The sequence below is a fragment of the Weizmannia acidilactici genome (assembly GCF_008974225.1).
In the GTDB taxonomy this organism is placed as follows: Bacteria; Bacillota; Bacilli; order Bacillales; family Bacillaceae_C; genus Weizmannia; species Weizmannia acidilactici.
This window is the reverse complement of record NZ_BKZR01000059.1, coordinates 1-14,996: the sequence shown is the minus strand read 5'-3', so window position 1 is coordinate 14,996 and position 14,996 is coordinate 1. Positions and strand designations below refer to the sequence as shown.

Below are 14,996 nucleotides of genomic sequence, written 5' to 3'. Positions count from 1 at the left end.
ATTCCTACCGTGATGGACCGACTCATCCAACAGGCACTGAATCAAGCCTTGATGCCAATCTTTGACCCGGGATTTTCCGATTTTCTTTATATAAAAATACATGTTCTGCTCCGAGAGAAAGAACAAATCTTGCTTTTTCAATTGAAGAGGTGAGGCCAATCACTTTTCCTCCCAGGTGCTTACAAATCTGAACCAAATTTTGGCCTACTCCGCCGGCTGCAGCATGAATGAGAATGCAGTTTCCGGCTTTAATTGCATAATTATCCTTTGTCAGATACTGAGCTGTTAAGCCTTGCAATAAAATAGAGGCGGCTGTTTCAAAGGATGTATTTTCCGGTAATGGTATCGCCTTTTCTTTAGGTACTGCAACCAGTTCGGCATTGGCAAATGACACATCAGCAAATCCGACTCTTTCCTCAATTTTAAAGTTTGTAACAGCGTCAACGACCTGTTCAACTATACCTGCACCTTCATAACCCAATATGTAAGGAGGCATACCTTCTAAATGATAGTTTCCTTTTCTTTTGTATATTGTAAACGGGCACATTATTTCGGCAAAAAACAGTCGGTTTTTTTCATCTCCAGATTTTTTACGAAAAATTAAACATATGCACTGTATATTACGAATAATGATGCCCTTTGGTGGCTTGACATGGAGCCTCTGTGGGCATGGCTTGATGGCGATGGGGCTAGGAGAAAAAAGAAAATCGTCAAAGCTAACTAGCCTACCATGCCCACCACTCCATATCAAGCCGTGTATTGAATATTGAATATTATACATCTGGAATAATTTGAAAATCACAATCTGAAATTATGTGGAAATTCACATGTATATGTCAGCAAAATTTAACCCAATTGCCTTCGTTCTAACCAAAATTTCATTTTCATTAATGATAGGATCCGGAATATCTTTATATTGCAAGACATCTGGTCCGCCAAATTCTTCAAAAATGAGTGCGTTCATTGTATTACTCCTATGCTTTATAATAATTATCCGTAACTAAATTCCAATTTGCCCTGCCATGTTCTTACCTATTCTCAATGAATAAATGATTTCTAAAAGAAAAATTGTTGAAACTTTTAATCTTACATGTTAAAAAATCAATCCGCAACTAATTTGACTGTACTTGACTTATTAATATTTTTTGGATTTGAGAAGCAGCAGTTAACGCTATCCGATCTTGGAAAATCTCACCGGGTTTGTTTCCTCTGCCGAGTACGTATCCCTCAAAGGAAACTCCTAAAAAATTAAAAATGTATTGAAACTGTTGAATAAGGGGAAGCCCTTTTAAAAAAGGTTCGTCTCCACCAACTGCAATTACATATGCCTTTTTGGAAGACATAGCTATTTTGAAGTCAGGATATTTCGGATCTTTTAATGTTTGTGACCACCTATCAATAAATACCTTCATTGTTCCAGTCATGCTATACCAATAAATAGGTGTGGAAAATATAAGCAAATCATGATGAAGAATGCGTTCAATAATGAAATTATAATCATCATTGATTTCCTGAAATCCATTTTCTGTATGGCGTTGATCTTTTATGGGCTGGATTTTATAATCTTTTAAATATATCTTTTCCACAGGAATATCTTGAATTGCCCGCTCAGTTAGGATTTCGGTATTACCATTTTCACGGGTTCCTCCATAAATAACAGCAATTGTCATCTTTTATTCACTCCTACCTATAACTTGCTGTTTAGTTATTAATATTTTATAATTAATTTACAAATCATAAAAGATGATTATTTCTATTATATTAATCGAAAATAACGATTAGGTAAGTGAGAAAATTGGATGTTAAACAATTGATTACATTTAGAACCGCTGCAGAAAATTTGAACTTCACGAAAACTGCAAAGCTGTTAAAATATGCTCAATCCAGTGTGACTGCCCAGATTCAATCCCTTGAAAAAGAACTGGATACGCAACTGTTTGAACGTCTGGGAAAGAAAATATATTTAACAGAATCTGGACGTAAATTTAAAGTATATGCTGACAAAATGATTTCACTTGCAGATGAAGCAAAATTGGTTATTAGTGGGTTTACAGAGCCAACGGGGGTCCTGAAAATTGGAGCACAAGAAAGCCAGTGCACATACCGCCTTCCCCCTATTCTAAAGGAATTTAAAAATCAGTTACCCAATGTTAAACTAATTTTTAAACCTGCTCATTCAAACGAAATGGTCAAAGAGCAACTGCAAAGTGGTAATCTTGATGTAGCTTTCATTATGGATGTAGTTAAACCGGAAGATTCTTTAATAAAAGAACCGCTTGTTAAGGATGAACTGAAATTAGTTGCCTCACCCGATCATCCCTTAGTAAATAAGGAACTAATTTTTGCCAAAGACTTGGAATATGAGACTCTTCTTCTTACTGAGCAAGGATGTTCATATCGCAAAATATTTGAAGATTACTTGCGAGAATCCAATGTGTATCCCAGTAATAAAATTGAATTTGTCAGTATAGAAGCGATTAAGCAATGTGTAATTGCCGGACTCGGCATAGCTATATTGCCGGGCATGGTAGTAGAGCAGGACATTAAGGATGGGACAATAAAAGAACTTAAATGGGAACAGTCTAACTTTCCTCTTATCACTCAAATTGCATGGCATAAGGATAAACAAATGACAGTTCCCTTAATATCTTTTATAGAATTAACACGAAGAATACTCAAAATGACTATATAATTAGGGCCTGCTGAATAAGCAAATACTCAGACCAGACAAGAATTTTGGCTTCTTTTGTCAAATAAAAGGTGTAAGGATTTTATGGTTAATGCGCCAAAAACCTTGTACTTGAAGGCCGTATCAATGTATAAAAAAACGCAACATCAATTAACATTTTCTGAATTGTTTATTTTAAATGCGAAAAAACGGTGAAAAAATGGGGGAAAAACAGGCGGAAAAACGTCCATTTTTGAATCAAAAATCGGTGAAAATGGGGGTTTGGTCGTAAAACTTTATTTTGAATCCGACGGTGGAATGCGGGGTGGAGGGAGCAATTTGGGAAAAGTTTATTTGGAATGAACATAGTAGAGAAAAGATTTAAAGTTAAGTTTGTAATATTCCCTCCATAATATGGAATAAAGGTGTTAAGAGGAGAGAGAGAAATATAATGTAGATGTGCTGTAATACGAACCCGAAAGAGCAATATTCCTGTTTTTCTTTTGATTTTTGCCTTTGTTCGGAGAAGAAATATTTTACAATATCACAATATTCTATACAACCCAATATCCTAATTTTAGATAAAAATCTGCTGCTTTGGGGACTAACTAAGTTCCATTGCCATAAGGGAAAGAAGAGGGGGAGGAGTAAGGAAAGTAAGGTATGAAGGTGGAGTCAGGGTCGAAACCTAAAGTTACAGGTAATTAATAAAAAGCCATCCAGACTCTAGAGAGTAATTGGATGGCAATTTACGGTAGGTTATTTCTTTATGGCATGTATATAATGAATCGTTTCAAAGGCTGAAAGGTAGTCGTTTCGGTTGGAAAAGTAAGTTTCATCAATTTCGCTTGGTGATAAATGTTCATAAATAAGTAATCCTGCTTTTTCTAACATATTCTCAACTTCATTATAAGAAAAGCATGACTTCATTGGTTCACCACTTGCCAAGGCCATTTTTACCATGTTTTCAACTCTATCTGATTTTCCTTTCACATCAAATAGTGTTTCATCTGCGTAATCAAAAACGATGGAACTACCTATAGGAACTTCAGCGAACAAATTCTCCAACAATCTTGCATTTTCTTCTTTCGTTAAATAATAAGAAACTCCCAAAAGACTAAAGAATGTTTTCTTATTTTCAAATCCTGCATTCATCAGTTTTTGGTAAGTAAATGCCTTGGTGAAGTCCATCGAAACAAAATGAAGATTGTGTGGTATTTCCAAGTGAGCGTTTGATAATTGTTTCTTCTTAAACGCTTGTGTTGCTGGATGATCAATTTCAAATATTTTTATGACATTTTTCAATTCTGGATGACGAAAACAAAAAGTATCCAATCCAGCTCCGAGTATTACATATTGTTTCAATCCTAAATCGATTTCGTGAAGCAATACTTTCTCGCAAAATGCAGCCCGTGCTATAGGGGTTGGAGAAAGTTGAATCTGTGTAATCCATTTTAATATTTTATCTGTATTTCCATTGAATAGTTGAACTTTTTCTTTGTTGAAGAATTCTATCCCTTGAACCAAATTCATTTTAATGTCATTAAACTCTTTTTGTGTTATTAAATCTTTAGCGATATAGTCATCAAAGATTTTTGGTGTATCATATTTACTATGATAAGCTCTGCAAAAAGCTGATATTAAGGAAGTTAGACTGGACTCATTTTGCTTCATACAATTATCCTCCCGCATGAACAAAAATAAGATTCCCCTGGCCAGGAGAGTCTTATTATATCATAAAATATAAAATTATAAATTATAGCATAATTAAATAATTTTGTCAAGTATTTTGCTTGTATCGTATGTATCAAGTTTTTCTCTACAAAGTTAATTTTCCTGGTATCCAGGTACTCTTTTTGTACACTTTTGGCTACCGCGCTTTTCTTGCTTCCCTTGATAAGGGCAATCCCAAAAGCTGTTAAACCGGGCATATGGGTACCCCTTTTTGACGATCGCGAAATTTACTCTCTTTCCGTACGCGTCGCGAGCCTCCTCGCTCGTCCCTCAAGCACACCGGGTCTCTTCTTGCTCGCGTTTCCCGCAGGAGTCTCAGGAATTAGCGATCATCATATATTCTCAGCCTTTTAAAGGATTTTGGGATTGCCCCTTATCCAGGTAAAGAGAGGAGCTGTTAAAGTAGGTTTATGAGGAAAAATATACACCAGAATTCAAGACTTAAATTGTGCTAGAAGTCCTAAAAGAAGATGAGCGAGATTGCTTCAGATCATGGGATCCATGTCAATAAAGTTCGCCAATGGAGGAATGCGTTTCTCGAACAAATGCCTAAAATTTTTGGAAAAAGATAACAAAAAATCGATAATATGAAAGCCGAATACGAACAGACGATTGAAAATCTTTATGCAGAAGTCGGCCGCCTTACCACGCAGTTGTCGTGGCTTAAAAAAATCTGGAATGAAGGAGTATGGCAGAACGTATTGAAATAATCGACTGGGAAAACGCAGAACTGCCGATAACTGTACAGGCCGAACTGCTTAGTCTTAACCGTTCAAGCCTATACTATAAGCCTGTCGCCCCCTCTCCTGAAGAGGTGTACATCAAGCACCGGATTGATGAGATATATACCCAATATCCTTTCTACGGTTCCAGGCGCATTACGGCCGTGTTGAATGCCGAGGGCCTGGTCATTAACAGAAAGGCTGTCCAGCGCATATGAGGGAAATGGGAATTGCAGGGATCTCGCCAGGCCCCAACCTGAGTAAGCGTAACCTTGAACATCGGAAAAGACGAACAAAGGAGTGCTTTTTTGAGTAAATTAGTGGTATTAGAAGTAGCGATGGAAAAGAATGTTCCGGAGTTATATAATGTCTATTTTGGTGACAAAGCCCTGCTATACTATAACGATGAATCCCCTTTTTCGTAATTGGCATGAAGGATGGAATGAGTAAGGCCGCAGCAAATGAATACTTATCGGATTGTCGCGGAATCAAAAAGTACTATAAAAAATTATTTGGTACCGAAGTTCAGGTCTTTGTAACGGTTGAGGAACAGTTTAGAGAAGTCGAAGATTGGAGAAGTTATTTTCGTCAAATAGGATTATCCCATATATTAAAAAAAGATTAGTCCAGAAAGAGGAACCGTAATATTAAAGTCAGAAGTGGCTTACAATGATTCGTGGAGTGGATCAAAATTCAATAACCAAATACAAAGGGGAAATGATCGTGGTATATTAGCGGTTGGTTTTGGGAAAATAATTCATTATTAACAAGGACGGTAAAAGGGAATCCACTTCCAGAAGCACTTTTTACGGATACAGAAAAGAAAGTTTATAGCAATGATGAGACAGTTTCCCTTTTTACAAAGCATTTCCATTTAGTCAACCGTTTTAATCTTAGGTATACGAAAGAACTAAGCAAGGCAGAACGAACGAATTTAGTTCAAATGTCTCCACTTGCCTGGAATTCAAAGAGAGAATATGCAGAACTATTGATTAATCAAAATTCCTTTGAGATAACCGTTGATTTAGATGTTTTGGTCGGAATTAATAAGCAGATGAAGGAGGACGGAGAGTAATCCTAAGAAAACAGAGGTGAATTTTGATTTAAAAGGGAAGCTGTCTATTCCTGTAAACGATAACATTATTCCGAGTACCCTTTTTCAAATTAATTCAGGTACATTTTCGGAATAATGCGCTTATTTTGTTTCCGTTATTTGGGAATACGGAAACTTTTTTCAAATTATTTCAGCGAAAAACCAAGAGAAAAAGCTCCCATCAAGGAGCTTCAGGAATCGAAAAATATTCTTCTTTCTGGATTCTAACTTTATAAACTTCATACGGATGGAGGATAATACATACGTTGAACGATTTTCGGAGGTAAGGCGATTTACCAAAATTTCGGATCTTCGTCAAATAATGCACGTCTCTTCCTACATTCCAAATCCATCCCCTGAATCGGCAAAAAAGCTGTGGATCCATGTCAGATAAGTCTAATCCGAAATAATGGATAATGAACATATAAAATCCCCTGATATATTGTGCAAAATGTTAATCACATTATATCAGTGGAGATCGCTTATGTGTCTGGAATAATTTGAAATAATACCGGCCTTTTTTACGGATATAAAGTGAAAATGACTGTTTACATTAGAACTTCTAGCACGATTTGGGACTTGAATGCAGATGTGCATTGTTTTTTTCATAAACTTACTTTAACATCTCCTCATTTCGTGTCTAGTTTTATGGGCTCCTTATACTGTCATAAAATTACCGCTTCCAAATTCATGTTACTGAAATTGACCATATTGTAAGTGTCCAACTTGGATAAATACGCTTTGATATACTTATATACGATAAATTAAATATCTACTTGAAGATGAAGAGACGGATACACTGAATAATCAATAATCTTTTCTTCCGTTGTAAAATGGCGAGGAAAATATTTCTCCATCGGTCATTAAAAAAGGATATTCTTTCATCAGCTTAGTATGCTCTCCTGCAGACACTGACCATGCGTTATATGCTTGTACAAATAAAGTCTTCATATTGTTTATGCCTAATTTCTGCAATCTTTTCCCTAGTACATATTGGCTTGTGTTATCTTTATGGACCCAAACAGATATTGTGGCCTCATGATTACCAAGATGAGTTAACAAATTTCGAAGTTTATTATTGATTTCATGAAATAATATATCGGGATTTTCAATATTTTTTATATCAATATAATGAGTATATTTTATTGCTTTTTCTACATCACAAAGAGATTCTAAAGACTTTTTGTATATGGAAAAATATTCCTGGTGATCAAATATTACACAATGCCTGTTTTTCTGAATTGCAGCGTAAAGATAAGCTAAAACATGAATATAATAGTCCTCAATTTTGTCATAAAAAAATATCAATCTTATCTGTTCTGTGTCTCTAAAAAAACAAAAAATATTATAATCGAAAGCATCATTTTTAAACAAATGAGCCCCTCCATCTATCTTATTAGAAAATGCAAGTTCATCTTTAAAGAAACACAATGGATTAAAATCCAATACTTTAGCAATGTTTATAGCAACATCCGGGCTTGGATTCCGCTTCCCGTTTTCTATTTGAGAATAATATGATCTGTCTATAAAAGAGCAGGAAGCAACTTGTTCTTGAGTTAATTTTTTTGATTTACGAAGTTGTTTCAACCAATCCCTCATCAAGCCCCCACCTTGCAATTTATATGTAAAAATTTCTAATAGCTGATTATCATGTTACTAATAAATAACTGACGGTTATATTTTGATTTAATCATAGCATCTACTAATTAACTATTGGATAATAATGGTAATAATGTTAAATATTATGGTAGTGTATCTTAACAGAAATATTTTTATATTAATAAAAATTGATATATTATTAATTAAAGGAATTTCTTAATATATTTTAATCAAATTTGCTTTAAGTTAACGTTACAATTAGACACGTTTTCTAGGTCTAAAGTAAGTATGGGCCGTGATGATTTGGGTCGTTTCTCTAAATTAGTGTTTTTCCGTTAGATAAAGTAATCTCCTTCAATTTAACAGATTAAAGCACCATATTCCTTGGGCTGTGCAGAGCCAGATTCCTTGTTGGGTTTGGCTTTTAAAGATCGTAATCATGCCCGTAGAGGATCCATGTCAAATCGATTTTGGGTTATGTATTTTTCATTGCAATTTACTGTATTTAGTTTTGCAATTTTATGCACAGCCTTTCTGTATAACATAGGCTCTCAAACTCTTCCCGGTATTCATCTTTCAAGATCCTTACTTCATACCTGTTAAAGCGCTTTTGCAAGGCTGTATCTTTGTTAACTGCATACACATTTTGGCATAAAAATTTAGTAGAAATAATGAACATATAATACATATTAATTTTACTAATTGAATATACATATACGCTTTACAAATATGAGTATGTGGCGGTTTGCCACATATTTCAGGAAAAAAGTAATGTTAGAATTATAAATAATAAATGATTTAACTATCATTGAATGGTAAACCTATCATTTTTTCCTTAGCATAAGAAACGGGATAACTAACTTGTTTTTGGGTTTTTAAACATTAAGGGGGGGGAAATCTCATGAACTTAGCTGCCCTGATTACTGTAGTTATTTTGAACATCATGATGATTTTGTTAATCGTTTTATACTATACTAAGCAAGTTGAACAAAGGGATAAGAAGATAAAGGCGTTATCAAGATCTTTGAATAATTTGGAAAAAGAGTTAAAAGGAATGGAACAGAGGGATGCACCTCGTCTTAACTTTTTAATTGATCTGCCATGTACTTTTGAAGTATTAGAAGTGGGAGATCAGTCTCTGGAAAAAATAAGAAGTAAATGGGTAAAAGGGACTATAAAAGATATAAGCAGGACAGGATTAGGGGTGTTGTGCAATATTGATTTTCCTATTAGAAAGAAAATCGTTGTGCAAATTCAATTTAACTTTAAAAGTGAGAAGTTTTCCCTCAAAGGAATCATAGTACGCAAGCAAGAGGAAATTAATGGCCGTCTATTATATGGCATTAAGTTTGAGAATAGTGACTTAAAGGAACAACAAAAATTTGCCGTATTATTAAATAAAATTGAAATTAGCCGTCGACAGGGGAGAATGGCCTGATCTTTACAAAATCAGCATTGTATGTACTCAGCTTTAAAAACAATAGCGAAGTGTTAGGATAATCAGAAAAATAATTATTAATCTCAACATCTTCTATTATATCAGCAGATTACCTGGATAAAGTCAAAGAATTTTCATTCAATTATTATCAGAAAAATATTGAAGAACCGACATGAGTATATTTAATTCCTGATTATTGGAAAAGGTAAAATTTAAGATTCATTCATTCATTCATCATTCATCCTTTCCGTTTTAAGGATAATGTAATATATTATATCAAGCCTCGGGATTAATTTGTATTCAAAAGAAGGTATAATCATGGAAAGATTATTCAAAAAACCAGAAACATCTACACAAGGATTAGGATTAAATGGAAAAGACAGTTATCAATTTTGGGATGAATGCAAACAAGATGTAGGATACGAAAGACTTGAATTAGAAACCGATCTCCGAAAAGCATTGGAACGCAACGAGTTTCAACTTTATTACCAGCCAAAAATCAATCTAAATTCTGGAAAAATAAAAGGTGTTGAAGCTTTAATACGGTGGTTCCATCCAGAGAAAGGGCTTATCCCACCTGATAAATTTATTCCTTTGGCAGAAGAAACCGGGCTTATTGTACAAATAGGTGAATGGGTATTGCGTACAGCTTGTAAGCAGGCAATAATATGGCAAGATACAGCCATTGCTCCTTTTGAAATGTCAGTAAATATGTCTGTAAGGCAGTTATATCAACCTAACCTGGTGGAGATGGTAAGGGAAGTTTTAGAAGAAACCGGGCTTAACTCAAAATACCTTGAAATTGAGATAACAGAGAGTGTAATGGCTGATAGTGAGTATATCCTTAAAGTACTACACGAACTAAAACAGTTGGGGTTAAAAATAAGCTTGGACGATTTCGGAACTGGTTTTAGCTCACTGCATTATTTAAAAGAAGCACCATTTGACACTTTGAAAATTGATCAGTCATTTGTCCGTAACTGCACAAATGATGAAAATGATGCAGTTATTGTCAAAACTGTCATAGCAATGGCACATCAATTAAAACTTGAAGTAGTCGCTGAAGGAGTAGAAAAAGTTGAGCAACTTATTTTTCTCCAAAAAAATTTATGCGATATCGGACAAGGCTATTTATTTAGCAAACCTTTACCAACAAAGGAGTTTGTTAACAAGATTGAAGAATTGGAACAAATTGTGGGTAAGAATGGTATACCTAAGGATTTGAAAAATCAAAAATATTTGGATGAGGATTTGAAAATTGCCCGACAAGAATTATTAGATACTCTTCGGTTACAACCAGGAATGACCTTTAAATTTATAAATGAAAATGGAAGATTTATTCATACTTTCTGCAATGGTAAATTACTTTATAAAATTGGGCTTGTTCCGGAGCAAATTATTGGACGGGAACTAAAGGATTTCCAACCTGTTGAAGAGGCGAAAAGAATAACCCAATATTACCGGCGGGCTTGGGAAGGTGAAAATCATGTAACTTACGAAGTTGAATTTAACGGGGGCGCTTACTTGGCTACTCTACGTCCTGTTAAAAGAAGAGGGGAAGTGATCGAGGTTATTGCGTCATGTGTAGATATAACAGAGCGTAGGAAATTTGAGAAAGCTCCTAGACAGAGTGAATTGAATGATCGTCATATTGCAGATAACATGTCAGACTTGATTGAGGTTTGGGATGCAGATGGTAATGTACAATACTTCTCCCCATCGCATGAAAGAATTTTTGGGCATTCCTATCAATCCTACGTAGGAAGATCGGTATTCAGTTTAATTCATCCGGAAGATAAGGAATATGTTAAAACCCAGTTTCGTAACATGATTTCAAAAAACTCTCTCTTTCAAGCCGGGTTCCGATGTAAAAATGTTTCAGGGGAATGGATTTATATAGAGGCCCAGGGTACCCCGGTAGTTGGAAAAAGTGGCAACGTAGAGCAGATTGTTGTTGGCTGTGATATATCCGAGAAAAAAGATTAGAAGAACTTATGCGAAGGTCAGAAAAGCTATCTGTTGTTGGCAATTGACTGCATGTGCAGCACATGAAATTTGCTTACTTCGATAAAGGTTTCTTGCAAATAACAAGAAGAAATAAAACCAACCTATATAAATAATGTTGTTAGAGATTAAACGAGTTGAAAAATAATAAAGGAATTTTTAGCTCTTACAAAGCCACATTGCCATTGACAAATATTAAAGTGCTGATAAAAGGCGTTATACCTTACTCAAGTCACAAGCGGTATTAAAGAATATTGAGATCATAGATGGAAATTTACCCCTTATTTATTGTGATTTATAACTATTATCTACTTTCTTCAAAATGTAGTTGAAGTCATGCCAAAAGGTGGGCTTATCAAAAATAATCAGTACGATTACCGGTTCAGAAGGCCTTGGGATTAGAACAAGGTAGCGGTATTAGTGAAGAATGCCTTAAAAAGATAGTTGAACCTTTTTAGAGCACAAAAGAAAAAAGAACAGGTACAGGTTTGAATGTGAAATAACAAAATGATTCAGGAACATGGTGGAAGAATAAAAAGAACAGCCGATCAAGATACAGTTGAAGAGATTTATTTACCGATTAACAGTCTCCCGAAATTAAAAAATCTGTTTTTTAGAAAATTCGGTCTGTTTGCGATAGCAGCAGATTTTGACGAAAACAAGAGGGCAAAACAACAGGTCTAAAGATTCATACAATGCTGGCTGGGCGGCAGAAGGAGAAGAGAAATGTCCAATTATGATTCACATATTGAAATCTATAAATCAATTATAGAACATAACCCTGATGCAATTTGCATACTATCACTCGATGGAACAATAATGAAAGTTAATCCGGCCGTTTGTCAATTGTTCGGATATTCGGAGGAGTATATTCTGGGATTATCTTATAAAGAAATGACAGTTCCAAGTGATATAGATAAAGTTCAGCAGCAAATAAACATCGTATTAACTGGTCAACCTGCTGAAGCAAAGGTACAAGCCTGTCATAAAAATGGAAGTATTATTGATTTACAGGTTAAGTATATACCGTTAAAAGTCAATCATGACATTGTTGGGATCTGTTGTGTCATGAAAGATATTACCGAGCTTTGTAAAACAAAAGAGTTTCTAAAAGATGTGCAAAATCGGCTATTGTCTTTTTTCAATTCCACGGCTGATGCAATTGATATATTGGACATCGAAGGGAATGTCTTAGATGTCAATCCGGCGTTTGAAAAAATTTATGGGTGGAAACGTGAAGAGGTCATTGGAAAGCCTTTAATGACTATTCCTAAAAATAAATTGGCTGAGGCTAAGAAAATGATGAATAAGGTCAAAAATGGGGAAAGTATTACAAGATTTGACTGGATAGGTTTGAAAAAGGATGGGACAATCATTGATATTAGTTTAACAATGTCACCCATTTTTGACCCTCACGGAAAAGTGGTTGCCCTTTCTACTATAACAATGGATATTTCAAAACAAAAACACTTAGAAAGATCTTTAAAGGAAAGTGAAGAACGGTATCGAAAAGTAGTAGAACTGTCTCCGAAGGGGATCGTTGTTCATAGGAATGGAAATATTCTATATGCCAACCCATTTGCGCTAAAATCAGCCAAAGAAAAAAGTTTATTAGGCAAATCTATTTTTTCATATATTCATCCAAATTTTCATGAACTATCAAAACGAAGATTATCGGAAGCAGAACATGGTAAGAAGCTTCCTTTTATTGAAATGCAATTAAAAAGAAAGGATGGCACAATTTTTTATGTAGAAATAACCGGCGTTTCAATTGACTATGATGATGGCCCTGCAATTTTGTCGATTTTTACGGATATAACTGATAGAAAAAGCGCTGAAGAAGCCTTTCGTAAAAGTGAAGAGGAGTACAGGCTTATTACGGAGAATATGACAGATCTTGTAAGCGCTGTTGATGAGAACGGAAGCGTGATATATGCTTCTCCGTCATACGAGAGAGTTTTAGGTTTTTCGCCTGAAAATTATGTAGGTAATCTTGCTTTTGATCTCATTCATCCGGATGATTTATTCAAGGCCAAGAAACAATTTGATCATATGGTTGCAACCAAAGAGAGTATCCGGGTTGAATATCGTTTAAAACATGCTAGTGGAAAATGGATATGGACTGAAGCTGGTGGTAATCCCGTTTATGATGAAAACGGACACCTCCTTTATTTCCTGATTGTTGGTAGAGAAATATCTAGTCGGAAAAAAGTGGAGGAAGCTTTACGCCTAAGTGAAAAAAGGTATAGATTATTAGCAGATAATTCTCTCGATCTCATTCAATTAGTTAATCTTAATGGTATTGTGACTTATGCTTCGCCTTCACATAAGACAGTACTTGGTTACGATCCGGAAGAATACGTGGGAAAAATAGTATTTCATCAGCCCAATGGTAAAATAGATGATAACCTCAGGAAAGCTATAACCAATATGGCTAGAAATTATAAGCCGTTTTCTATTGAAGTGTCCAGAACTCATAAAGCTGGATATGATGTTTGGTTAGATGTAAATGGAACACCGGTATATGACGATGACGGTCAATATAAATATATGATGATTGTTGCTCGTGAGATTACAGATCGTAAGAAATATCAAAAGCAACTTGAGTATTTAAGTTTTCATGACACTTTAACCGGCTTGCCGAATCGACGGTTTTTTAGCGAACAACTCAAACAATCAATCAAGGAAGCCAAACGCTATCAAAGAAAGGTAGCCCTTCTGTTTCTTGATGTAGATCGTTTTAAACATATCAATGACACATTCGGCCATGATGTAGGTGATGAGCTTCTTAAACAATTTACAAATCGTGTTCAAAGTTGCATTAGAGAATCTGATATTTTAGTACGGTGGGGGGGCGATGAATTTATCATTCTTCTTTCGAAAATAGAAAATGAAAAACAAGTAACAAATATTGCCGAAAGAATTATATTTTCACTCCAAAGTCCTTGGAATCTGTTTGGGCAAGAGTTTAAAACGACATCCAGTATTGGGATTGCCTTTTATGAAGAAGGAGATACTGAAAAAGAATTGCTGAAAAAGGCTGACATAGCTCTATATCAGGCAAAATCTGAAGGGAAAAATACGTTTTGCTTTTACCATAGAACTGCAAAAGAAAAAAGCAGTAATAAAAAATCCTTATTGTGAGAATAGGAATAAGGAAAACTGGATCATGCTATTTTGATACAGTTAAGGAATAATCTGGATATTTTGATTGATTTTATACGTTCTTTACACCTTCCTTTTTCGTCTTGGAGTTATCAAATGGGAAACATCCATATCGATGGGGATATGGGCTTTATTTTGTGCGTAAATATGGTTGATATCAGCTTTTCGATTCCACCCTGATTTTGTGAAAATAAATTAAATTTATACTTCTTGAGGGCATCGTTGTTGTTTCTTGGAGTTGTTTCAAGAGTCCTTTTTTAAACAAGAAAAACCGTTGAGAAATTCATTTTTCTCAACGGGTTTTCTTATTTTCTGGATCTTTTTTCTGAAGCAGGCGGTTCTTTTCCGCCTGCTTCAGTAGGTTGTGGGCGATGGCGACCAGCCTCCGAAGAAAATCTGCGGAACCTTTGATATGACCAAACACGCTTTCTACCTCGATTCTTCTCCGGCGTAGATTTGCGCGCCCTCGTCAGACCAAAGGCTTTTTTTGGCTTTTGCTTTCATTCCTTCATACACCGGATTATGGAGGATTTGCCGGTTTCCTTTTGCTTTTGTGCACCTTTCTTTCAGCGG

11 protein-coding genes and 1 pseudogene are annotated in these 14,996 nt (G+C 35.1%); 6 read left to right on the top strand and 6 right to left on the bottom strand.

The window, feature by feature from the left end; genetic code table 11:
• Window positions 1-82: 82 nt before the first annotated feature.
• The 3 genes and pseudogenes from GBH70_RS15355 to GBH70_RS15345 form a co-directional block, all read right to left on the bottom strand.
• Window positions 83-532: pseudogene (locus tag GBH70_RS15355) on the bottom strand (zinc-binding dehydrogenase); the annotation flags it as partial.
• A 291-nt stretch (window positions 533-823) separates the two neighbouring features.
• The gene (locus tag GBH70_RS15350; RefSeq protein ID WP_371862264.1) at window positions 824-964 is read right to left on the bottom strand and encodes a hypothetical protein; all 141 of its coding nucleotides are present in this window, start codon (window positions 962-964) and stop codon (window positions 824-826) included.
• 148 nt (window positions 965-1,112) lie between these two features.
• A complete protein-coding gene (locus GBH70_RS15345) occupies window positions 1,113-1,670 on the bottom strand; it encodes a flavodoxin family protein (RefSeq protein ID WP_151681851.1) in 558 nt (185 codons plus the stop codon).
• Window positions 1,671-1,795: 125 nt separating this feature from the next.
• Here GBH70_RS15345 and GBH70_RS15340 point away from each other — a divergent pair, with 125 nt between their 5' ends.
• Window positions 1,796-2,692: a LysR family transcriptional regulator gene (locus tag GBH70_RS15340; protein WP_151681850.1), complete on the top strand. Its 897-nt coding sequence runs from the start codon at window positions 1,796-1,798 to the stop codon at window positions 2,690-2,692.
• 735 nt (window positions 2,693-3,427) lie between these two features.
• On the opposite strand, the gene GBH70_RS15335 is transcribed toward GBH70_RS15340, so the two are convergent.
• Window positions 3,428-4,342 (bottom strand): class I SAM-dependent methyltransferase, encoded by a 915-nt coding sequence (locus tag GBH70_RS15335; protein ID WP_151681849.1) that lies wholly within the window; start codon window positions 4,340-4,342, stop codon window positions 3,428-3,430.
• A 748-nt stretch (window positions 4,343-5,090) separates the two neighbouring features.
• Here GBH70_RS15335 and GBH70_RS17870 point away from each other — a divergent pair.
• On the top strand, window positions 5,091-5,342 hold the full coding sequence (locus tag GBH70_RS17870) for an IS3 family transposase (RefSeq protein WP_151681848.1): 252 nt from the start codon (window positions 5,091-5,093) through the stop codon (window positions 5,340-5,342).
• A 1,682-nt stretch (window positions 5,343-7,024) separates the two neighbouring features.
• On the opposite strand, the gene GBH70_RS15325 is transcribed toward GBH70_RS17870, so the two are convergent.
• Complete coding sequence (locus tag GBH70_RS15325; RefSeq protein ID WP_151681847.1) at window positions 7,025-7,816, bottom strand: helix-turn-helix transcriptional regulator; 792 nt, start codon at window positions 7,814-7,816, stop codon at window positions 7,025-7,027.
• A gap of 901 nt (window positions 7,817-8,717) precedes the next feature.
• On the opposite strand from GBH70_RS15325, the gene GBH70_RS15320 reads away from it, so the two are divergent.
• From GBH70_RS15320 to GBH70_RS15310, 4 genes are all read left to right on the top strand, one after another.
• Window positions 8,718-9,254 carry a PilZ domain-containing protein gene (locus GBH70_RS15320; RefSeq protein ID WP_151681846.1) on the top strand — a complete coding sequence of 179 codons (537 nt, stop codon included), beginning with the start codon at window positions 8,718-8,720 and terminating at the stop codon, window positions 9,252-9,254.
• Between the two features lie 318 nt (window positions 9,255-9,572).
• The gene (locus GBH70_RS15315) at window positions 9,573-11,240 is read left to right on the top strand and encodes a sensor domain-containing phosphodiesterase (RefSeq protein ID WP_151681845.1); all 1,668 of its coding nucleotides are present in this window, start codon (window positions 9,573-9,575) and stop codon (window positions 11,238-11,240) included.
• Between the two features lie 525 nt (window positions 11,241-11,765).
• Window positions 11,766-11,942: a hypothetical protein gene (locus GBH70_RS16865; protein WP_172968323.1), complete on the top strand. Its 177-nt coding sequence runs from the start codon at window positions 11,766-11,768 to the stop codon at window positions 11,940-11,942.
• A 42-nt stretch (window positions 11,943-11,984) separates the two neighbouring features.
• Window positions 11,985-14,402, top strand: a complete 2,418-nt coding sequence (locus GBH70_RS15310) for a PAS domain S-box protein (protein WP_151681844.1) — start codon at window positions 11,985-11,987, stop codon at window positions 14,400-14,402.
• Window positions 14,403-14,715: 313 nt separating this feature from the next.
• Here GBH70_RS15310 and GBH70_RS17555 read toward each other — a convergent pair whose 3' ends face one another.
• Entirely contained in the window at window positions 14,716-14,847 is a 132-nt protein-coding gene (locus tag GBH70_RS17555) for a hypothetical protein (RefSeq protein ID WP_259373296.1), read from the bottom strand.
• Window positions 14,848-14,996 lie beyond the last annotated feature (149 nt).